This is a genomic window from Cellulosimicrobium sp. KWT-B (assembly GCF_002127155.1).
Classification (GTDB): domain Bacteria; phylum Actinomycetota; class Actinomycetes; order Actinomycetales; family Cellulomonadaceae; genus Cellulosimicrobium; species Cellulosimicrobium funkei.
The window spans coordinates 210,176-229,675 of record NZ_NEDO01000002.1 but is presented as its reverse complement, the minus strand read 5'-3'; the positions used below and the strand labels follow the sequence as shown (position 1 = coordinate 229,675).

The following is a 19,500-nucleotide window of genomic DNA, read 5'->3' as shown; positions in this document are numbered from 1 at the left end:
CCGCCCCCCACCCCCACCCCGTCGAGCACGGGGTCGGCGACCGTTTTCCGGCGGATCTGGTCGCTGACCCCGTGCTCGACGGTCGTTAGGGATGCGTTCGGCGTCGGGCGATGAGTTCCATGAGTCCCGACGGTCTGCCCCTCGTCGATCTCCCCAGACCGGAAGGCCGCTCATGACCGCGACGCTCGTGTCCACCCTGTTCCTCTCGCTCGACGGCGTCGCCGAGATCGACCCGGCGTGGCACTTCCCCTACTTCGACGACCACATGGCCGCGGCGGTGGACGAGGACTACCGGGACGTCGACGCGCTCCTGCTCGGGCGCGTCACGTACGACAGCTTCGCCGGCGCGTGGCCCGAGCGGGAGACCGCGGGGGAGGAGGACGCGGAGTTCGCCGCGCGCCTCGGGAACCTGCGCAAGATCGTCGCGACGCGCGGCGACCAGGACCTCGGGTGGCGGCACGTCGAGCGGGTCGACGGCGACCTCGTCGACGCGGTCCGCGCCCTCAAGGAGGAGCCGGGCGTCGGCAAGGTGCTCGTCGCCGGGTCGATCTCGGTGGTCCGCCAGCTCCTCGCGGCCGGGCTGCTCGACGAGCTGCGCCTGCTCGTCCACCCCGTCGCGGCCCGCACGGGCGAGCGGCTGTTCGACGAGGGCGAGCCCGTCTACCCGCTGACGCTCCTGCGCTCGGAGACCTTCCCCACGGGCGTCGTGCGGCTCGTCTACGCCCCGGGCGAGATCCCCGGGGACGTCGGCTACGACGACGTCAAGGACAAGGTGCCGTCCGGCGACGCGTGACGCGCGACGGCGACCACCGCGACGTCGTCCTCGCGGCCCGGGTCGTCGAACGCCGCGACGACGCGCTCGCACAGGAGCGCCGGGCTCGCGCCGGCGCTCCGTCCCGCGGCCTCGGCCAGCCGGTCCAGCGCGTCCACGAGGGACGCCCCGCGGCGCTCGACGAGACCGTCGGTCACGAGCACGAGGAGGTCCCCGGGGGCGAGCACGTCGTGGTGCGCGGGGCGCGCGCGCGGGCTCGGCACGCCGAGCAGGCGCGAGCCCGCCTTCGCGCGGTCGACCGTGCCGTCGGCGCGCACGAGGAGCGCGGGCAGGTGGCCGGCGTCCGTCAGCTCGAGGGCGCCGGTCCGGGGGTCGAGCACGCACACGCACACGGTCGCGAACTCGGGGTGGTCCTCGCGCAGCGCCGCGTTGAGCAGGTCCAGGGCGGACGCCGCGTCGTGGCCCTCGCGCAGGTAGGCGCGCAGCGTGACCCGCACCTCCGCCATCACGGTCGCCGCGCGCAGCGAGTGGCCCTGGACGTCGCCGATGACGACGGCCACGCGCCCGTCCGGCAGGTCGAACGCGTCGTAGAAGTCGCCGCCGACGTCCAGCCGGTCGTCCGAGGCCTCGTAGCGCGCGACGACCTCGACGCCGCCGCTCACCTGGAGCCCCGACGGCAGGAGCGCGCGCTGGAGTGCGAGAGCGATCCGGTGCTCCTCGGTGAACGTGCGCAGGTTCGACAGCGCGACCGTCGCGGCCTCGGTGAAGCGCGCGGCGGCCTCCTGCTCCTCGTCGGACAGCGGCTCGTCGCCGACCTCGATGCCCAGGCCGCCGACGAGCGCCCCCGACGCGTCGACGAGCCAGTGCGTGAACCACGCCGACGGCCCGACGCCCGCCTCCTCGAAGAGCGGCCGCCAGGGGAGGGGGACCTCGTCCGGGCCGAACACGGCGGTCGACGCCCCGGTCGGCGGGAGGACCGCCGTCGGGCCGCGACCGCGCACGAGCGCGGCGCCCTCCGCGACGCAGACGGAGCGCAGCACGACCCCGGCGTCCGCGACGACCATCGAGATCACGGCGCGACCGAGGACGGCGCACGCGCCCCGGGCGGCGTGGTCGGCGACGGCCTCGGGGGAGCGCGCCTCGTGCAGGGGGACGAGCGCGTCGGTGAGCGCCTCCAGGCGGCGGGCGGTGCGCCCGGCGCCACGCTGGGCGTCCACGCGTCGGCACAGCGCGCTGATCGTCGCGAGGAACTCGTCGCGGTCGAGCGGCTCGGGCAGGTAGGCGTCCGCGCCGCCCTCCAGCCCGGCGGTGCGCGCGGCGGCGTCGACGTCGGTCGCGGAGACGTGCAGCACGGGGAGGTGCGCGGTCGCGGGGTCGCTCTTGAGGATCCGGCACACCTCGCGGCCCGAGAGGTCCGGCAGGTTCACGTCGAGCACGACGGCGTCGACCGGGGTCGTGGCGTGCGCGAGCGCGTCACGGCCGGTCCCGGCCTCGACGACGCCGAACCCGGCCCGCCGCAGCCAGCTCGCCATGACGTACCGGTGCGCGGGCGTGTCGTCGACGACGAGCACGGTGCGGTCGGCGTTCATCGGCTTCGCACCTCGCGTCCCAGGGCCGCCACCAGGCGGTCGCGGTCGATCTCGGACTTGGCGAGGAACGGCACGTCGCCGATGCCGGGCGGCGGCGGCGCGCTCGACATGAGCACGGCGGCCGTGCCCGGGTGCACGTCGCGGATCCGCGACCGCAGCGCGAGGCCGTCCGTGCCGGGCAGGCACACGTCGAGGAGCGCGACGTCGGCCGGGCCGTCGTGCAGGAGGGCGAGCGCGTGCGTGGCGTCGTGCGCGACGCTGACGCGCGCCGCGGCGTCGCGCAGCATCGAGGCGACGACCGACGCGTAGGCCCGGTCGTCGTCGACGACGAGCACGTGCCCGAGCGGGGTGTCGCGCGCGGCGGCCTCCTCGGGCTCCGGGCGCGCGGCGGGGGCGTCCTCGGGCGTCGCGGGGAGGGACGGGAGGCGCAGCGTGAACACGCTCCCGGCGCCCGGGCGCGACGTCGCGACGAGCGTGCCGCCCAGCGCCTCCGACGTGCGGCGCGCGTACGGCAGGCCGAGGCCCGTGCCGCGGACGGTCGGCTGGAGGCGGTTGGGCACCTGGACGAACTCCTCGAACACGGCCTCCAGCTGGTCGGCGGGGATCCCGAGGCCCGTGTCGCGCACGTCGAACCGCACGACGTCGCCGTCGGCCGCCGCCCGCAGCACGACCTCGCCCTCGTCCGTGAACTTCACCGCGTTCGTCAGCAGGTTGCGCAGCACGCGGGACAGCAGCCGACGGTCGGTGACGAGCGTGAGGCCCGGCTCGGCCGCGACCCGCAGGGAGACGCCGGACCGCACGAGCGGCAGGGTCGTGCCGCGCAGCTCGTCGAGCAGCGCCCCGAGGTCGACGGGCGTGGGCTCGACGTCGTCGTGGCCCGCCTCGGCGCGCGCCAGGTCGAGCAGCTCGTCGACGAGCGTGAGCAGCGTCGTCGCGCTCTCGCGCAGGAACCCGACCTGCTGCGTCTGGTCGGCGTCGAGGTGGGAGTCCGTGAGGAGCGAGGTCAGGCCGATGATCGAGTTCACGGGCGAGCGCAGCTCGTGGCTGACGTTCCGCAGGAAGCGGGTCTTCGCCTCGTTGGCGGCGGCGAGCTCGCGCCCGCGCTCGTCGAGCTCGGCGTACAGCGCGACGACGCCGGTGTTGGTCTCCTCGAGCTCCGCCGAGAGCTGGTCGTACATCGCGAGGACGCCGCGGTTCGTCTCCTCCAGCTCCTCGTTGAAGCGCCGGAGCTCGTCCTGCTGGCGCGTCAGCTCGTCGAGCGTCCGCACGAGCTCGGCGTTCTGCACGCGCACCTCGTCGCTCGCGTCGGCGACGTGCGCTGCGGCGGTGGAGCGGCGCACGCCCGCGAGCGTCGCCTCGTCCGTGCGCGCGGTGGCGGGCAGGGCCTTGGTGAGCAGCACGCGCGTGCCCGTCGGGTCGACCTGGAGGCCGGGCACGAGCCGTCGGGCGGCCGGGACGCCGCCGTCGCTCGAGTCGCCCTCGACGAGGAACGGCGTCCCCGCCACGATCTCGGCGCGCAGCGTGGCCTGCGGCAGCCCGGGCAGGACGCCCACGACGACGTCGGCCGTGCCGGAACCGACCGCGGACCGCCCGATCTCGGACAGCGCCGTCGCGACGCGCACCTGGTCCTGCGTGTCGAGGCCGAGCAGCCGGCAGATCTCCCGCCCGGCCCGGCGCAGCGCGAGCACGTCGGAGTCCGAGCGCAGCTGGGTGATGAGGAGGGTGGTGCTCACGCGGCCTCCCGGGCGATCGGCAGCACCGCCACGCACGAGTCGTCGCGGCGCACGGCGTGGTCGCGCAGCAGGACGCCCGCGACGACGAGGGGGGAGCGGGCGGCGAGGCCCGGGTAGTCGGCGAGCGACCACCGGGCCGTCAGTCCGTCGCTGTGCAGCACGACGACGTCGCCCGGCTCGACGGGGTACGTCGTCTCGCGCAGCGGCCGGCCGCGCGTCCCCGCGATGCCGGGGTGGCTCACGAGCCCGCGCGAGCGCGCCCCGTGGACGGTCCCGGCGATGTTGCCGAGGCCCGCGCTGCGCAGCACGCCGCCCGACGCCTGGACGACCGAGACGGCCGCGCCCCGCGTGCCGCCGAGGGCGCCGTGCACGCGCTCGAGGAGCGCGACCGCGCTGCCGGGCGGCGCGTCGAGGAAGGCGCGCACCGCGGCGCCGGAGGCCGCCGCGGCGAGCGGCCCGTGGCCGAGCCCGTCGGCGACGAGCAGGCTGGGCACGCCGTCGTCGTGGCGCACGGCGAGGGCGTCGCCGCACACGTCCTGCCCGGTCATGGGGCGGGTCACGCCCGTGGGTGCCGCGAGGTCGGTGGTCGCGCCGTGCGCGACGAACGTCGCCGCGATGACCGTCCCCTGCCCGGGCGACGTCCATGCGTCCCACGCCGACGCGAGGCGGGGGAGGGTGCCGAGGCCGATGCCGAGCGTGCCGCGGCTCGAGACGCCGTCGCGCATCGCCGCGGTGATGTCCCGCATGCCCGGCCCGGCGTCGACGGCGAGCACGTCGAGCGCGGCGTCGGCGCGCGTGCGCCGGACGCGGACGAGCACCGAGCCGCCTCCGGCATGGCGGCACTGGTTGGTCGCGAGCTCGGAGACGACGAGCCCCACCTCCGCGGCGCGCTCGTCGTCGAGGCCGAGGTTCCGCGCGGCGACGCTCGCGCCGCGGCGCACGCTGCCGACCGCGGACGGGTGGTCCACGGTGTACCAGGTCCCGTCCTCGACGAGCGTGCGGCGGTCGTCCGGGCGGCCCGGCTCCGCCGAGGTCATCGGGACCAGGTCGCGATCTCGACGCGCGTGCCCACGCCCGGCGCGGTGTCGATCGCGAAGTGCTGGACGAGGCGCCGCGACCCCGAGAGCCCCAGCCCGAGCCCGCCGCCGCTGGTCCAGCCGTCGGTGAGCGCGAGGTCGAGGTCGGGGATGCCCGGCCCCTCGTCCGAGAAGACGGCGCGGACGCCCGTCCGCGCACCCTCCGTGACGAGCTGCACCTCGGCCTCGCCGCCGCCCCCGTACACGAGGGTGTTGCGCGCGAGCTCGCTCGCCGCCGTCACGAGCTTCGTCTGGTCGACGAGCGAGAGGCGCGCCTGCTGCGCGAGCGACCGGACGAGCTGGCGCACCTTGACGACGTCGGAGTCCGTGCGCACGGGCACGCGCTCCGCGGTCGCCGGCGGCGGGGTGGTGGTGGTCATCTCTCCTCGCGCTCGGCGGCGGCCAGGAGGACGTCCTCGGCGGACCGCTCCTCGGGGGCGAGGAGCGCGAGGCCGCGCTCGACGTCCAGCGCGGTGCGGACGTCGCCGAGCGACAGGCCGAGCTCGACCATGGTGATGGCGACGGCCGGGCGCATGCCCACGACGACCGTCGTCGCGTCGAGCACGTGCGAGATCCCGGCGACCGACGCGAGCATGCGGCCGATGAACGAGTCGACGATCTCCAGCCCGGAGATGTCGATGATCACGCCGCGGGCACCGGTGTCGGTGATCCGCTGGGCGAGGTCCTCCTGGAGCTGCAGCGCCGTGTCGTCCTGGAGGTCGATCTGGATCGAGACGAGGAGCGTCGAGCCGATCTTGAGGATGGGGACGCCGTCGGTCATGCGGGGAGCCCGGCCTGCCGGGTGTCGCGGCTCGCGCGCAGCGCGTCGACGAGGGCGTCGGCGAGGGTCGCGCGCGTGCGGATGTCGCCGAACTCGATGCCGAGCGCGACGATCGTCTGCGCGATCTGCGGGCGGATGCCGCTGATCGTGCACTCGGCGCCCATGAGGCGCGCCGCGACGACCGTCTTGAGCAGGTGCTGCGCGACCTGGGTGTCCACCGCGGGCACGCCCGTGATGTCGATGATCGCGTGCTCGCTGCCCGTGTCGACGAGCGTGTTGAGCAGCTTCTCCATGACGACCTGGGTGCGCGCGGAGTCGAGCGTCCCCACGAGCGGCACCGCGACGATGCCCTCCCAGAGCTTGACCACGGGCGTGGAGAGCTCGAGCAGCTGCTCGGCCTGCTCGGCGATGATCGCCTCGCGCGCGGCCGCGAACGTCTCGAACGTGAAGAGCCCGAGCTGGTCGACGAGGCGCAGCAGCGGCGTCACGTCCGTGTCGGCGCCGGTCGCGGAGTCGAGCCGGTACAGACCCTCCTTGAGGGCGAAGACGCCGATCGCGGTCTCGCGCGGCGTGAAGCCGAGGCGCGCGCGGGCGGACGACACGTCCGCGAGGATGCCCCGGAGCTGGTCGAACGCCGGCTCGGCGAGCGAGACGCCGCCGGCGCGCAGGCCCTCGAGGAGCGCGTCGAGGATCTCGCCCTGCTCCCGCTCGAGCTCGCCTCGCGACGTGCGGCCGTGGAGCTCGTTCGCCGCAGCCTCCAGCCACGCGCTGCGCACGGCGTCGGCGTGCTCGATCAGGGTCCGAGCAAGAGTCTCGGGGGTGGCGGCGTCGGCCATCGGGGTTCCTTCCACGGTGAGAGCGACGCCGAACGGGCTCGCGGCGGTCGCGCGCCCGCCAGTGTACGCAGGGCGCGGGCGCTCGCAGCGCGGCTGTGGACGGGCGGTCGCGCGCACGGCGCCACGACCTCGCGACACGTCCGCGCCGTGAGGCGGACGACACACCGCGGGACGCCGCCCGCGGAGCTGCTGGGCCCCGCCTCGCCGCGCACGACCGGCCCCCGCGAGCCGCCCGAGCACGGTCGTCCCCGTGCTCGGGCGGGGCGCGGGCTAGCCGCGCAGGTCGAGGTAGCGGTCGATGAGGGCCGCGGTGCTCGGGTCCTGCGCCGCGAAGGCGTCCTCGTCGCCCGCGACGGCCGGCGCGATCTCCAGCGCGAGCTTCTTGCCGAGCTCGACGCCCCACTGGTCGAAGCTGTCGATGCCCCACACGACGCCCTGCACGAACGTGATGTGCTCGTAGAGCGCGATGAGCTGGCCCAGCACCGACGGCGTCAGCGCGGGGGCGAGGATCGACGTCGTCGGGCGGTTGCCCGGGAAGGTGCGGGCGCTCACGAGGTGCTCCGGGGTGCCCTCGGCGCGGACCTCGTCCGCCGTCTTGCCGAACGCGAGCGCCTTCGTCTGGGCGAAGAAGTTCGCGAGGAACAGGCCGTGCACGTCCGCACCGGGCTGGACCGCGCCGCCGTCGCCCACCGCGTCGACGAGGGGGTGCGCGGGGTTCGCGACCGCGATGAAGTCGGCCGGGATGAGGCGCGTGCCCTGGTGGATGAGCTGGTAGAACGCGTGCTGGCCGTTCGTGCCCGGCTCGCCCCAGAAGATCTCGCCCGTCTCGGTGGTCACCGGGGAGCCGTCCCAGCGCACGCGCTTGCCGTTGGACTCCATGGTGAGCTGCTGGAGGTAGGCCGGGAAACGGTGCAGGTACTGCGCGTACGGGAGGACGGCGTGCGTGTGCGCGTCGAGGAAGTTCACGTACCAGACGTTGAGCAGCCCCATGAGGACCGGGACGTTGCGCTCGAACGGCGTGCGGCGCACGTGCTCGTCGATCGCGTGGAAGCCCGCGAGCAGCTCGGCGAACCGGTCCGGCCCGATCGCGATCGCGAGCGACGTCCCGATCGCGGAGTCGACCGAGTACCGCCCGCCGACCCAGTCCCAGAACCCGAACGCGTTCGCCGGGTCGATCCCGAACGCCGCGACCTTGTCGAGCGCCGTCGAGACCGCGACGAAGTGCTGCGCCACGGCGGCCTGTCGGGACTCGTCCGTGTCCTCGATCGCGCCGACCGCCGCGAGCTCCGTCCACAGCCAGTCCCGCGCGAGGCGCGCGTTGGTCAGGGTCTCGAGCGTGCCGAACGTCTTCGACGCGACGATGAACAGCGTGGTGCGCGGGTCGAGGCCCGCCGTCTTCTCCGCGACGTCCGTCGGGTCGATGTTCGAGACGAACCGGACCTCGATGTCCTGGTGCTTGTACGGCAGCAGCGCCTCGTACGCCATGACCGGCCCGAGGTCGGAGCCGCCGATGCCGATGTTCACGACCGTGCGCACGCGCTCGCCGGTCACGCCCGTCCACTCGCCCGAGCGGACCTTGTCCGCGAACGCGTAGACCTTCGCGAGCTCGGCGTGCACGTCCGCGTCGACGTCCTGCCCGTCGACGACGAGGTGCTCGTCGTCGCCCAGCGGCGTCGGTCGGCGCAGGGCGGTGTGCAGGACGGCGCGGTCCTCCGTGACGTTGATGTGCTCGCCCGTGAACATCGCCTCGAGGCGGTCGTCGAGGTGGACCTCCTCGGCGAGGCGCACGAGCAGCTCGAGCGTCTCGTCGGTGACCAGGTTCTTCGACAGGTCGACCGTGAGGTCGGCCGCCTGGTGCGTGAGGCGGCGCGCGCGGTCCGGGTCGGCCGCGAACCAGGTGCGCAGGTCCGGCTCCACGGTGTCGCGGTGCACGGTCAGCGCGGTCCAGGACGGCGTGGTGGTGGGGTCGATCGGGGGCGGCACGGGCTGCGAGGTCATGACCACCAAACTACTGACCGACGTCGGCCCTCGCCCACCCCGACCGTCCCGCGGTCCATGGTCCGGCGGCCTGACGAACGGCCGTCGCAGGTCCCTGGACCCCGGGCGCGCGGGGGCGGGCCGCGCGACGATGGGGGTCGTGCGCCGTCGGGCGCGCACCGGGCGGCGGCGCCGTCGCACGGCCCACGAGCGACGATCGGAGGAGGGACCATGGCGGAGGTCGTGCTGTTCCACCACGTGCAGGGACTGACGGAGGGCGTGCGGACGCTCGCGGAGACGCTGCGCGGCGCGGGGAACGTCGTGCACACGCCGGACCTCTTCGAGGGGCGCACGTTCGCGACCCTCGACGAGGGCATGGCCCACGTGCAGGAGCTCGGGTTCGGGACCGTGCTGGAGCGCGCCCGGGGGGCTGTGGACGGCTACGACCTCGGTGTCGTGTACGCCGGGGTCTCCCTCGGCGTCCTCCCGGCCCAGATGCTCGCCCAGACGCAGCCGGGCGCCAAGGGCGCGGTGCTGCTCGAGGCGTGCGTGCCCGTGTCCGAGTTCGGCGACGCCTGGCCCGACGCCGTGCCCGTCCAGGTGCACGGCATGGACGCGGACCCGTCGTTCGCGGGCGAGGGCGACCTCGACGCGGCGCGCGAGCTCGTGGAGTCCACGCCCGACGCCGAGCTGTTCGTCTACCCCGGCGACCGCCACCTCTTCACGGACCCGAGCCTGCCGTCGTACGAGCCGGAGGCCGCCGCGCTCGTCACAGAGCGGGTGATCCGCTTCCTCGACGGCATCCGCTGAGCGGTCGGGCCGCGGCGGCCCCCGGGGTCAGGGCGCGCTGCCGCGGTCCGGTGCGTCGAGGACGAGCTGCCACTCCGCCTCGACGCCCGTGGGCGCGAAGCCCAGCGCGACGTTGATCGCGAGCATGTGCTGGTTCTCCTCGGCGTTCCACGTGTGCACGCGGCGCGACGACGGCCGGGCGCGCGCCAGCTCGTCGAGCACGGCGACCTTGACGAGCAGGCCGAGGCTGCGCCCGCGGTGCTCGCGCAGCACGAGCGTGTCCTCCTGGAACACGACCTCGTGCCGGTCGCGGGGGTACGTGACCATCGAGAACGCGGCGAGCGTGCCCGTCGCCGTGTCCTCCGCCGCGGCGACGACGTAGCCGCGGCCCCGGTCGTGGATCTCCCGGGAGAAGGTCAGGACGCGCTCCGCGTCCCACGGGTCCTCCGCGAGGTCGAGGCCCCCGCTCGGGGCGTCGGTGCTCATGCGCGTCTCGAGCACCGCGAGCTGCGCGAGCCACTCCTCGGGGACGTCGTCCGTCCACACGTGCACGCGGTACCCGACGGCCCGCGCCGTCGCCGCTTCTCGCAGCGGGTCGAGCACGGCGGGCGGCACCGGGAGCTCGAGCACGGAGTGCCGCATCACCTGCTCGAGCGTGAAGCCGCGGTGCAGCGCGAAGGTCGTGGCGTCGTCGTGCGCCGGGACGCGCCCGCTGCCCGTGGGCGCCTCGATCGCACCCGGGCCGGGCGGCGGCTCCGGCGCGAAGGACGAGTCGGACTGGACCACACGCCGGCCCTCCGCGCGCACGACGTCGAGCGCCGCCTCCCACAGCGCCGTGCCGACGCCGCGGCGTCGGTGCGCCGGGTCCACGCCGACGTAGACGAGCGCCGTGTGCGTGTTGCCCTGCTGCGGCAGCGCCACCATCGACCGTCCGACGACGTCCTCGGGCCGGGGCGTCGTGCCGTGCGGGGCGTCGTCGAGCACCGCGACCCACCGCAGCACGCGGCGATAGCCGGCGCTGGCGACGGTGGACGCGACCGTGGCGGCGTCGAGCGCGAGGTCGGTGTGGCCGTGGATCGCGCGGTCGATCGCGTCGCCCACCCTGACCGTGCCGTGGACGGCCCACGCGTCGGGCGCGTCGAGGCGCCCGGGGACGGGCTCGATGCGCACGCGCCCGTCGCGGGTCGTGGCGGTGGTCTGTCCCGCCTGCAGTGCGCTCACTCGGCGTCCCCCGGGGTCGTCCGGCGCTGCCACGCGGCCCACACGCCCGCGGGGCGGAAGCCGAGGGCGACGTTGATCGCGAGCATGTGGTCGTTCTCCTGCGCGTTCCACGTGTGGACGCGCCGGGCGCCGGGGCGCTGCGCCGCGAGCGCGTCGAGGTTGGCGACCTTGACGAGCATCCCGAGGCGGCGCCCGCGGTGCTCGCGCAGCACGAGCGTGTCCTCCTGGATCGCGAAGTCCTCGCGGCCGCGCGGGTGGACGAGCACGGTGAACGCCGCGAGCGTGCCCGACGGCACGTGCTCGGCGGCGCACACGAGGAAAGTGTCGTCGTTCTCCGCCTGCTGCTGCACCCACGTCCGCACGCGCCGCGCGTCCCACGGGTCCTCGCCGTAGTCGACGCCGCCCGTGGGCGCGTCGGTGCTCATGCGCGTGAAGAGGACCGCCACCTGGTCGGCCCAGGCCTCCGGGACCTCGTCGGTCCAGGTGTGCAGGCGGTAGTCACTGCCCGCCGCGGCCCGGGCGTCCTCGCGGTGCGCGTCGAGGACCGCGGGCGCGACCGGGAGGTCGAGCACCGAGTGCCGCTCGACCTGCTCGAGCACGTACCCGTGCGCGCGCAGGAAGCGCGGTCCGGGCGCGTCCGCGGGGACCCGGCCCGCGCCCGTCGTGGCCTCGAGCGCGCCGGGCCCGGGCGGCGGCTCCTCGCCGTGGTTCGTGTCCGAGAAGAGCACGGTGCGCCCCGCGTCGAGGTTCAGCCGCTCGCCGAGCGCGAGCAGCGCGCCCCCGATGCCGCGGCCCCGCTCGGCGGGACGCACGACGGCGTAGGACTCGCCCAGGTGCTCGTTGCTGGTGACCGGGCGGGTCACGAAGAGGTGCGCGACGACGTCCGCCACCGCGGGCGGGACGCCCTGCTCGTGCCACGCGGCCGCCGCGGCGGAGCGCACGACGACGAACCGGCGCTTCGTGGAGTACTCCTGGTGGGCCATGCCCGTGAAGATCTCGCGGGGCGGCAGCGCGAGGTCGTCGTAGCCGTGCACCTCGAGGTCGTGCTCGCGGCCGACGTCCGCGACGGCGAGGTAGGCCCACGCCTCGGGCGCGTCGAGCGACGCGGGGTGCGGGGCCTCGACGAGCGCGTACCCGCGCGGGAGGGAGACTTCCGGGACGGGAGGGGCGACGGCGCTCATGGGTCCAGCGTGTCCGGCCCACGGGCGGCGCGTCCACGGCAATACGCCCGGGACGCACGGACGGCCCGGTCCCCCTGAGGGGACCGGGCCGTCCGGAGAAGCGGGCCGCCGGTGCGGCCGACGCCGTCAGGCGCGCTTGCGGTTGGTGAACCAGGACCAGATGAACACCACGATGATGGAGCCGATGAGCGCGAAGCCCCACGTGCCGAGGTCGAAGAACTCCTCGTTGACGTCGGTGCCGAACACCGCCGAGGCGATGAACCCGCCGAGGAGGGCGCCCACGATGCCCAGCAGGAGGGTGACGATCCAGCCGCCCTTCTGCTTGCCCGGCACGATCGCGCGGGCGATGGCACCCATGATGAGGCCGATGAGGATCCAGCCGATGATGCCCATGTCACGCTCCGTTTCCCGTAGGGACAGATCCGGCCAAAAGGACTGTTGCCCCGAATGACCTGCAACCACCGTGGCACGGCTGCCCGGTCCTCGCACGCCGACGGCGGTCTGCCGGGGCGGGCGACCCCGCCGGCACCGGGCACTGCGCGGTCTCGTAGGCTCGGAGGGTGGTGACGACCGAGGCGACGAGCGCGCGCGTCGACAGCTGGCTGTGGGCCGTCCGCGTGTTCAAGAGCCGCTCGCAGGCGACGGCCGCCGTGAAGGCGGGGCACGTGCGCGTCAACGGCGAGCGCGCGAAGCCCGCGACGAGCGTGAAGGTGAAGGACCGCGTCGTCGTGCGGGGCGGTCCGGTCGAGCGGATCCTCGTCGTCGAGAAGGTGCTCGTGAAGCGGGTGTCCGCGACCCTCGCCGCGACGGCCGTCGACGACCAGAGCCCGCCCCCGCCGCCGCGCGAGCTCACCGTGCGCGTCGCCGTCCGTGACCGCGGCGCCGGGCGCCCCACGAAGCGCGAGCGCCGCGACCTCGACCGGCTGCGGGGCCGGGGCTGACCTCGGGCTGCCGCCGACCCGCGCGACCGCGCCCCGTGCGCCCGACACGCAGGACGGCCGACGGTCGCGTGCGTGCACGCGTCCGCCGGCCGTCGGCAGTGCTGTCGGGATCGCTCCCGGGATCGCGAGATCAGCAGGTCAGCAGGCTCCGAGGTCCTTCCAGACGCCCCACTGGCCGCTCTGCGACGGGTTCTCGCCCGTCGTCCACCACTTGGCCTGGTAGTTGCGGCCGGAGTAGGAGACGTTCGCCCCGCCGACGTAGGCGGCGGACGCCGACCAGGCCGGAGCCGTGCACGTGCCGGGGTTGCCCGGGTTCCCGGGGTTGCCGGGGTTGCCCGGGTCGGTCCCGCCGCTGCCGATCTTCAGGTCGACGCAGTTGTAGAACGCGTTGACCGTGTTCGACACGTTCCAGCGCGCGAGGATCGTGTGGTTGCCCTCGGGCAGGCCCGTCAGGGTGTGGGAGATGTTGCTGGGCGGCTGCGCGCCGTTCTGGTTGAACGTCTTGAACAGCACGCCGTCGACGAAGTACTCCCACGTGCTCGTGTTGTGCGCCGCGGTGAGCTTCCACTGGAACGTGACCGACGTGCCGGTCTGCGTGCGCGGCCAGGGCTTGCTCGAGTCGTCGAGGATGCTGAAGCCGCTGCCGCCCGAACACTGCATCGAGCCCTTGGGCGCCTCGACGGACTGGGGCTCGTACTTGATCGAGCCGCAGTCGAAGGACGTCGTGCCCTTCGCGCAGTGGTCCTGCCGGCTCGGCGGCGACGTGATCCAGCCGTGGGCGCTCGCGCTCGGCGCGACGGCCACGGGCGCGATGATCGCGACCGCGCCGACGACGGCTGCCAGGAGTACCGCTCTCAGTCTTCGCATGAGATGTCTCGCTCTCCATCCGGTGGTGCATGGGTCCTGCGGCGCGCTTCCTCGCGGGCCGCTTCTCGGATCGGGCACCTCGACGCTACGAAACGGGCGGAGAGCCGGACAATTGGGCAAAGCCCGTACGTGCTTCCGCGTACGCGCGCCGGGCGCCCTCGTCGCCGCGTCGGCGACGCACGACGGCGGGTGGTCTCGCCCGTCGGACGAGACCACCCGCCGTCGCGGGGTTCAGCAGGTCAGCAGGCGCCGATCAGCTTCCACGGACCCCATGCCTCGGAGCCCGGGACGTTGTTCTGCGTCCACCACTTCGCCTCGTACACGTTGCCCGCGTAGGAGACCTTCGCGCCGCCCGTGTAGGTCGACGTCGCGGCCCACGCCGGGTCCGCGCAGGTGCCCGGCGTGCCGCCGCCGGGGGTGCCGCCGCCCGGGGTGCCCGGATCGGGCGTGCCCCCGCCGGGGTTGGTGCCGTCGGCCGTGACGGTCAGGTCGACGCAGTTGTAGAACGCGTTGACCGTGTTCGACACGTTCCAGCGCGCGAGGATCGTGTGGTTGCCGAGCGGCAGGCCCTTGAGGGTGTGCGAGATGTTCTTGGGGGGCTGGACGCCGCCGCCGTCGAACGTCGCGAAGAGCTGGCCGTCGACGAAGTACTCCCACACGCTCGTGGCGTGGTTCGCCGTGAGGTTCCACTGGAACGTCACGTCGCGGCCCGTGGTCGTGCGGGGCCAGGGCTTGCTCGCGTCGTCGAGGATCGCGTAGCCGCTGCCGCCGGAGCACTTCATCGAGCCCTTGGGGGCCTCGACGGACTGCGGCTCGTACTTGATGGAACCGCAGTCGAAGGACGTGGTGCCCTTCGCGCAGTTGTCCTGCCGGCTGGGCGGAGAGGTGATCCAGCCGTGCGCCGAGGCGCTGGGGGCGATCGCGATCGGGGCGATGATCGCGGTCGCGCCCACGACGGCGGCGAGGAGCGCCGCGCGGAGTCGCTTCATCGGGGGACTCGCTTCCTTGGTCGGGGAGGGCCGACGTCGTGCGGAGCCCGCACCGTCGACCGTGACGAGGGGGACCGTAAGCAGGTGGAGGACGAGGCTCCAACGCCTACGCAGGGCCGCTCCGGAGTACGGGATGTCCCGTACGCGACGTCCTGCGGAGGGCGTCTTCGTGCGGCTGGACCGGGGTGCGGGACCCCCTCGCGAGGTGCCTCGGGCATCCGTCCGGCGGGTGAAAAGTGTGGGGACTACGTAGGGCGCCGGGGCGCCGGACGGGACGGTGGCCCGACCTGGACGAGCGTCCGAGAACGAGGGTGCTGGATGCCCCACGGACCCGGCGTGGGGGCGCGTGCGAGGGCGCGTGCCGGGGTCGCGGCCCGTCAGGCGGGCGCGTCCTCCTCGCGCAGCCGCGGCTCGGTGCGCAGCGCGGGCCGGAGGCCGGACTTGTCGGCGTAGAACGCGCGCACGACGTCCATGTCGGCGCGCACGTCACCGGTGAGGTCGATCGTCGGGCCGAGGCCCGTCGTCATCGTGGTGCGGTCCACGTAGCCGAGCGTGACCGGCAGGTGCGCCTCGCGCGCGATCCGGTAGAACCCCGACTTCCAGTACGACCCGGCGCCGCGCGTGCCCTCGGGCGTGACGACGAGCGAGAAGACCTCGCCCGCCTGGAGGCGGCCGACGACGTCCGCCACGACCCGGCTCGGGTCGCGCCGGTCGACGGGGATGCCGCCCAGCGCGCGCATGACCGGGCCCGCGGGGCCGGCGAACAGCGTGTGCTTGCCCAACCAGCGCACGTGGATGCCGGTGCTCCACGCGATCGCGAGCATGAGCACGAAGTCCCAGTTGGACGTGTGCGGGGCGCCGACGAGGAGCGTGGGCCGGCTCGTGTCGTAGGGCTGCGAGCGCAGCCGCCACCGGCTGGTCGCCCAGAAGGCGCGGGCGAGGGCTCGGCGGATCACGACGTCACGCTACAGGGTGGGAGCGCGGGGCCGCCGTCGACAACCACAGGCGGCGCCGTTAGTCTCCGGCGGGTAGGGAACTTCCCGCCCTACCTGCTCGGCCCGGACATGTCTGCTCGACCACCCACTGCTCGACGGAGACCAGATGGACACCACTCCCGCCGGAACCCCCGCCCTCCTGCGCACCCTCAACGCGCGCGCCGTGCTCGACGTGCTCGGCACCGGCGCGCTGGTCGCGCGACCGGACGTCGTCGCGGCGACGGGCCTGTCGAAGACGACCGTCGCGCAGACCCTGCGCGCGCTCGAGGCGACGGGCGTCGTCACGGAGGCAGGGCTCGACCGGGACCGTCGCGGCCCGGCAGCGACGCTGTACCGGGTCGACCCGGACTACGCGTTCGGGCTGGGGATCGACGTCGCGCGCGACCGCGTGCGGGTCGCGCTCGTCGACGTCACGGGAGCGGTCCGCGCCCGCGCCGAGCGGCGCGACGTCAGGCCGACCCCGACGGCGCGCGCCCGCGCCGCCGCCGAGCTGGCCCGCGCGTGCGTGACCGACGTCGAGGCACGGCTGCCCGAGGGTGCGAGCGTCGAGGTGACGCGCGCCGTCGCGGCGGTGCCGTCGATCGTCAGCCCGGACCACGCGACGATCCGCCGGGTGCCGGGCTTCGAGAAGGGCGGCACGGACCTCCACGACGCGCTCGTCGACGCGCTCGGCTGCCCCGTCACGCTCGAGAACGACCTCAACCTCGCGGCGCTCGCGGAGCAGCGCGACGGCGTCGCGGCGGGGGTCCGGACGTTCGTCGTGCTGGGGCTCGGCGACGGGTTCGGCGCCGGACTCGTCCTCGACGGTCGCCTGCACCGCGGCGCGGCGGGCGGTGCGGGCGAGGTGTCCTTCCTCCCGCACCCCGGCCGGTCGCTCGGCTCGGAGACGCTCGGGGCGTCGTCGATCGCGGCCATCGCCAAGGAGAACGGCCTCCCGGACGACATCGCCGTCAAGGACCTCGTGGACCGCGCCGAGCACGGCGACGGCGCGTCGTGCGACGTGCTCGACGAGGTCGCGGAGCGCATCGGCGTCGTGGCGGCGGCGGTCGCGCTCGTCGTCGAGCCGGAGCTCTTCGTGCTCACCAACCACGCCGCACGCCCGCCGATCGCCGAGCGCGTGCAGCGGTTCCTCGGCGAGAAGCTGGCCGTGCTGCCCGTGCGGGTCGTCCCGTCCGAGCTCACGAGCGACGCCGTCGTCGTGGGCGCGGCCCGGTCCGCGAGCGACGCGCTGCGCGACGAGGTGTTCCGCGCCGCCGCGGCCCACTCCGCGCCGGGCGAGGGCGGCGACGCCGACGACGAGCGCGCGGAGGCCGCGTCGTGACCGAGCCGGGCGGCCCGCCGTCGGACCTGGTGTCCCGGCTGGGTCTCGCGGACGACGCGCGCGCCGTGATCCTCAACGCCGACGACTACGGCATGTGCCGGGCCGCGAACCGCGCGATCTCGGAGCTGCTCCTCGCGGGGCACCTCGACTCCGCGACCGTCATGGTGCCGTGCGGCTGGGCGCCGGACGCGCTCGCGTTCGCCGCGGCCCACCCCGTCGACGTCGGCGTCCACCTCGTGCTCACGAGCGAGTGGACGCGCTACCGGTGGCGGCCCCTCACGGGGACGGGGACGTCGCTCGTCGACGACGCGGGGTACTTCCCGCGCGACGTGCGCACCGTCGAGCAGCAGGCGCGCGCCGAGGACGTCGCGGCCGAGCTCGCGGCGCAGCTCGACGCCGCGCTCGCCGCCGGGGTCGACGTCTCGCACCTGGACAACCACATGGGCTCGGTCTACGGGCTCGAGACGGGACGCTCGTTCCTGCCGCAGGTGCTCGAGCTCGCGGCCCGGCACGGGCTGCCGTTCCGCCTGCCGCGCACGACCGACGGGATGCTCCTGCCGCCCGGCGACTTCCAGCCGCTCCTCGACGAGGCGACCGCGGCGGCCGACGCGCTCGGCGTCGTGCTCGTCGACCGCCTGTGGACGCACCCGTTCGAGCTCGCGGGCGAGGGCACGGACGACGCGGAGGGCTACGAGGACGTCCGCGACGGATTCCTCGACCTGCTGCGCCGCGCGCCGGCCGGCGTCACCGAGATCTACCTGCACCCCATGCTCGACGACGACGAGCTCGGCGACGTCGCCGACTACGCCGCGCCGAAGCGCGGGTTCGAGCACCGCCTCCTCGCCGACCCGGCCGTCGCGGCCGTGGTCGCCGAGGAGGGCCTCGTCCGCGTCGGCTGGCGCGACCTGCGCGCGGTCCAGCGGGGCGAGCGATGAGCGCGCCGTCCGGGACGCCGTCGGGCACGGTGCCGAGCGGGGGGCTGCTGGCCCGCGTGCGCGACCGCCGCCTCGTCGGCGCGGCCACGCGCGCGCAGACGGTCGCCTACGGCGCGTCCGCGTTCCCCGCGAACCTGCTGCTCCAGACGTTCTCCGCGTTCGTCGTCTACTTCTACGTCGACCACCTCGGCGTGCCCGCCGGCTGGGTCGCGGGCGCCATGGTCGCGCACGGCGTCCTCAACGCGGTGCTCAACCCGCTCGTCGGCGCGGCCTCCGACCGGCGACGCACCCGCTGGGGCCGTCGCGTGCCGTGGATCGGGCTGGGCGTCGTGCCGCTCGTCGTCGCGTTCGCGCTCGTGTGGATGCCGCCCGCGCTGAGCCCCACCGGGCTCGTCGTGTGGTTCCTCGTCGTCGTCGCCGTGTACGACGTCGCGTACGTCGTCGTCGTGCTCAACGTCTCGGCGCTGTTCCCGGAGATCTTCCGCACGACGGCGGAGCGCGCCCGCGGGAACGCGCCGCGCCAGATCTTCGGCCTCGTCGGCATGATCCTCGGCACCGCCGGCGCCCCGCTGCTGTACGGGACGCTCGGGTGGACGTGGATGGCGCTGCTCCTCGCCGTCGTGAGCCTCGGGTTCTTTGCGTGGTCCCTCGCCGGCATGGTCGAGCGCCCCGTCGACGTCGCGGCGGTGCGCGAGCGCGAGGCCGCCGTCGGGCTCGGCGCCCAGCTGCGCTACACGTTCGCGAACCGGGCGTTCGTCACCTACGTGCTCGGCTCGCTGCTGCTGCAGAGCACCACCGCGATCGTGCTCGCCGCCGTGCCGTTCTACGTGCGCTACGTGCTCGGCGGGGCGGAGGCCGACGCGACGTTCCTCCTCGCGCCGATCTTCGTCGCCGCCATCCCGGCGATCGTCGGGTGGTCGTGGGTCGTGCGCCGCATCGGCCCACGCTCCACGATGCTGTGGGTCGTCGCCGTGTACGGGCTCGCGACGTGTCTCTACCTCGTGCCGACCACCGTGCTCGGCGCCGCGCTCGCGGGCCTGGCCGTCGGCGTCGGCGTGGCCGGGCTCATGCAGGTGCTCGAGGTCGCGCTCGCCCAGGTCATCGACGACGACGAGCGCCGCACCGGCCTGCGCCGGGAGGGCATGTACTTCGGGGCGAACGGGTTCGTCGTGCGCGGGTCCGTGATCGTGCAGGCCGTCCTCGTCGCGGCCGTGCTCTCCGCGAGCGGGTACGTCGAGGGCACGGGCGACGTCGTGCAGCCGGAGAGCGTCGCGACGGGCGTGCGCCTCCTGCTCGGCGGCGTCCCCGTCCTCATCGCCGCCCTGGCCTTCCTGTGCTTCTGGCTCTACCCGCTGCGCGGCCGGGACCCCGAGGGCACCGACGCCGCCCTCGCCGACGCCGACGCGTCACCGACCGCCGCGGACCCCCTCCCGAGGTAGCCCCCGCCCCCGCGAGGTAGAGCCCAGGTCACGCGAGGTAGAGCCGTGGTTGCGCGCG

The 19,500-nt window shown here is 74.8% G+C and carries 19 protein-coding genes; 6 read left to right on the top strand and 13 right to left on the bottom strand.

The features are described 5' to 3' along the window. Positions 1-172 precede the first annotated feature (172 nt). Positions 173-793: a dihydrofolate reductase family protein gene (locus B9L22_RS07250; RefSeq protein ID WP_086149841.1), complete on the top strand. Its 621-nt coding sequence runs from the start codon at positions 173-175 to the stop codon at positions 791-793. Here the strand turns inward: B9L22_RS07250 and B9L22_RS07245 are convergent. The 7 genes from B9L22_RS07245 to pgi all read right to left on the bottom strand — a co-directional run bounded on the left by B9L22_RS07245 (position 751) and on the right by pgi (position 8,785). Beyond that, positions 751-2,361 (bottom strand): fused response regulator/phosphatase, encoded by a 1,611-nt coding sequence (locus tag B9L22_RS07245; protein WP_086149840.1) that lies wholly within the window; start codon positions 2,359-2,361, stop codon positions 751-753. The genes B9L22_RS07250 and B9L22_RS07245 overlap by 43 nt on opposite strands. After that, positions 2,358-4,094 carry an ATP-binding protein gene (locus B9L22_RS07240; protein ID WP_086149839.1) on the bottom strand — a complete coding sequence of 579 codons (1,737 nt, stop codon included), beginning with the start codon at positions 4,092-4,094 and terminating at the stop codon, positions 2,358-2,360. The genes B9L22_RS07245 and B9L22_RS07240 overlap by 4 nt, the downstream gene beginning before the upstream one ends. Next, positions 4,091-5,131 carry an ATP-binding SpoIIE family protein phosphatase gene (locus tag B9L22_RS07235; RefSeq protein ID WP_086149838.1) on the bottom strand — a complete coding sequence of 347 codons (1,041 nt, stop codon included), beginning with the start codon at positions 5,129-5,131 and terminating at the stop codon, positions 4,091-4,093. Before B9L22_RS07235 ends, B9L22_RS07240 begins: the two co-directional genes overlap by 4 nt. Continuing rightward, positions 5,128-5,550: an anti-sigma regulatory factor gene (locus tag B9L22_RS07230; protein WP_086149837.1), complete on the bottom strand. Its 423-nt coding sequence runs from the start codon at positions 5,548-5,550 to the stop codon at positions 5,128-5,130. Before B9L22_RS07230 ends, B9L22_RS07235 begins: the two co-directional genes overlap by 4 nt. Continuing rightward, on the bottom strand, positions 5,547-5,951 hold the full coding sequence (locus tag B9L22_RS07225; RefSeq protein ID WP_021483159.1) for an STAS domain-containing protein: 405 nt from the start codon (positions 5,949-5,951) through the stop codon (positions 5,547-5,549). The genes B9L22_RS07230 and B9L22_RS07225 overlap by 4 nt, the downstream gene beginning before the upstream one ends. Further along, positions 5,948-6,787 carry an STAS domain-containing protein gene (locus B9L22_RS07220; protein WP_043653447.1) on the bottom strand — a complete coding sequence of 280 codons (840 nt, stop codon included), beginning with the start codon at positions 6,785-6,787 and terminating at the stop codon, positions 5,948-5,950. The genes B9L22_RS07225 and B9L22_RS07220 overlap by 4 nt, the downstream gene beginning before the upstream one ends. A 270-nt stretch (positions 6,788-7,057) precedes the next feature. Beyond that, on the bottom strand, positions 7,058-8,785 hold the full coding sequence (gene pgi, locus B9L22_RS07215; protein WP_086149836.1) for a glucose-6-phosphate isomerase: 1,728 nt from the start codon (positions 8,783-8,785) through the stop codon (positions 7,058-7,060). A 210-nt stretch (positions 8,786-8,995) separates the two neighbouring features. Between pgi and B9L22_RS07210 the strand changes: the two genes are divergently transcribed. Further along, positions 8,996-9,574: a dienelactone hydrolase family protein gene (locus tag B9L22_RS07210; protein WP_021483513.1), complete on the top strand. Its 579-nt coding sequence runs from the start codon at positions 8,996-8,998 to the stop codon at positions 9,572-9,574. A 27-nt stretch (positions 9,575-9,601) separates the two neighbouring features. Here the strand turns inward: B9L22_RS07210 and B9L22_RS07205 are convergent, their stop codons facing one another. The 3 genes from B9L22_RS07205 to B9L22_RS07195 all read right to left on the bottom strand — a co-directional run bounded on the left by B9L22_RS07205 (position 9,602) and on the right by B9L22_RS07195 (position 12,348). After that, positions 9,602-10,774, bottom strand: a complete 1,173-nt coding sequence (locus B9L22_RS07205; RefSeq protein ID WP_143317143.1) for a GNAT family N-acetyltransferase — start codon at positions 10,772-10,774, stop codon at positions 9,602-9,604. Then, positions 10,771-11,955: a GNAT family N-acetyltransferase gene (locus tag B9L22_RS07200; protein ID WP_086149834.1), complete on the bottom strand. Its 1,185-nt coding sequence runs from the start codon at positions 11,953-11,955 to the stop codon at positions 10,771-10,773. Before B9L22_RS07200 ends, B9L22_RS07205 begins: the two co-directional genes overlap by 4 nt. A 126-nt stretch (positions 11,956-12,081) precedes the next feature. Then, positions 12,082-12,348 (bottom strand): GlsB/YeaQ/YmgE family stress response membrane protein, encoded by a 267-nt coding sequence (locus B9L22_RS07195; RefSeq protein WP_009865881.1) that lies wholly within the window; start codon positions 12,346-12,348, stop codon positions 12,082-12,084. 170 nt (positions 12,349-12,518) lie between these two features. Here B9L22_RS07195 and B9L22_RS07190 point away from each other — a divergent pair, with 170 nt between their 5' ends. After that, positions 12,519-12,896: an RNA-binding S4 domain-containing protein gene (locus tag B9L22_RS07190; protein WP_034651673.1), complete on the top strand. Its 378-nt coding sequence runs from the start codon at positions 12,519-12,521 to the stop codon at positions 12,894-12,896. Between the two features lie 138 nt (positions 12,897-13,034). On the opposite strand, the gene B9L22_RS07185 is transcribed toward B9L22_RS07190, so the two are convergent. The 3 genes from B9L22_RS07185 to B9L22_RS07175 form a co-directional block, all read right to left on the bottom strand. Next, positions 13,035-13,763, bottom strand: a complete 729-nt coding sequence (locus B9L22_RS07185; protein WP_086149833.1) for a lytic polysaccharide monooxygenase — start codon at positions 13,761-13,763, stop codon at positions 13,035-13,037. A 239-nt stretch (positions 13,764-14,002) separates the two neighbouring features. Further along, on the bottom strand, positions 14,003-14,752 hold the full coding sequence (locus B9L22_RS07180) for a lytic polysaccharide monooxygenase (RefSeq protein WP_034651675.1): 750 nt from the start codon (positions 14,750-14,752) through the stop codon (positions 14,003-14,005). Positions 14,753-15,129: 377 nt separating this feature from the next. Further along, positions 15,130-15,708: a 1-acyl-sn-glycerol-3-phosphate acyltransferase gene (locus tag B9L22_RS07175; RefSeq protein ID WP_061269366.1), complete on the bottom strand. Its 579-nt coding sequence runs from the start codon at positions 15,706-15,708 to the stop codon at positions 15,130-15,132. Positions 15,709-15,853: 145 nt separating this feature from the next. On the opposite strand from B9L22_RS07175, the gene B9L22_RS07170 reads away from it, so the two are divergent. Genes B9L22_RS07170 through B9L22_RS07160 form a run of 3 tightly spaced genes read left to right on the top strand, consistent with a single transcriptional unit; the run spans position 15,854 to position 19,442 of the window. Next, positions 15,854-17,068: an ROK family transcriptional regulator gene (locus B9L22_RS07170; RefSeq protein WP_086149832.1), complete on the top strand. Its 1,215-nt coding sequence runs from the start codon at positions 15,854-15,856 to the stop codon at positions 17,066-17,068. Continuing rightward, positions 17,065-18,003 carry a ChbG/HpnK family deacetylase gene (locus B9L22_RS07165; protein ID WP_233139838.1) on the top strand — a complete coding sequence of 313 codons (939 nt, stop codon included), beginning with the start codon at positions 17,065-17,067 and terminating at the stop codon, positions 18,001-18,003. Before B9L22_RS07170 ends, B9L22_RS07165 begins: the two co-directional genes overlap by 4 nt. Next, complete coding sequence (locus tag B9L22_RS07160; RefSeq protein WP_086149831.1) at positions 18,000-19,442, top strand: MFS transporter; 1,443 nt, start codon at positions 18,000-18,002, stop codon at positions 19,440-19,442. The genes B9L22_RS07165 and B9L22_RS07160 overlap by 4 nt, the downstream gene beginning before the upstream one ends. Positions 19,443-19,500 lie beyond the last annotated feature (58 nt).

Bases quoted from the DNA above. Each gene is read 5' to 3' on its own strand.
- B9L22_RS07250 (WP_086149841.1), top strand. From the start codon at position 173: ATGACCGCGACGCTCGTGTCCACCCTGTTCCTCTCGCTCGACGGCGTC.
- B9L22_RS07245 (WP_086149840.1), bottom strand. From the start codon at position 2,361: ATGAACGCCGACCGCACCGTGCTCGTCGTCGACGACACGCCCGCGCAC.
- B9L22_RS07235 (WP_086149838.1), bottom strand. From the start codon at position 5,131: ATGACCTCGGCGGAGCCGGGCCGCCCGGACGACCGCCGCACGCTCGTC.
- B9L22_RS07230 (WP_086149837.1), bottom strand. From the start codon at position 5,550: ATGACCACCACCACCCCGCCGCCGGCGACCGCGGAGCGCGTGCCCGTG.
- B9L22_RS07225 (WP_021483159.1), bottom strand. From the start codon at position 5,951: ATGACCGACGGCGTCCCCATCCTCAAGATCGGCTCGACGCTCCTCGTC.
- B9L22_RS07220 (WP_043653447.1), bottom strand. From the start codon at position 6,787: ATGGCCGACGCCGCCACCCCCGAGACTCTTGCTCGGACCCTGATCGAG.
- pgi (WP_086149836.1), bottom strand. From the start codon at position 8,785: ATGACCTCGCAGCCCGTGCCGCCCCCGATCGACCCCACCACCACGCCG.
- B9L22_RS07210 (WP_021483513.1), top strand. From the start codon at position 8,996: ATGGCGGAGGTCGTGCTGTTCCACCACGTGCAGGGACTGACGGAGGGC.
- B9L22_RS07200 (WP_086149834.1), bottom strand. From the start codon at position 11,955: ATGAGCGCCGTCGCCCCTCCCGTCCCGGAAGTCTCCCTCCCGCGCGGG.
- B9L22_RS07195 (WP_009865881.1), bottom strand. From the start codon at position 12,348: ATGGGCATCATCGGCTGGATCCTCATCGGCCTCATCATGGGTGCCATC.
- B9L22_RS07185 (WP_086149833.1), bottom strand. From the start codon at position 13,763: ATGCGAAGACTGAGAGCGGTACTCCTGGCAGCCGTCGTCGGCGCGGTC.
- B9L22_RS07180 (WP_034651675.1), bottom strand. From the start codon at position 14,752: ATGAAGCGACTCCGCGCGGCGCTCCTCGCCGCCGTCGTGGGCGCGACC.
- B9L22_RS07170 (WP_086149832.1), top strand. From the start codon at position 15,854: ATGGACACCACTCCCGCCGGAACCCCCGCCCTCCTGCGCACCCTCAAC.
- B9L22_RS07160 (WP_086149831.1), top strand. From the start codon at position 18,000: ATGAGCGCGCCGTCCGGGACGCCGTCGGGCACGGTGCCGAGCGGGGGG.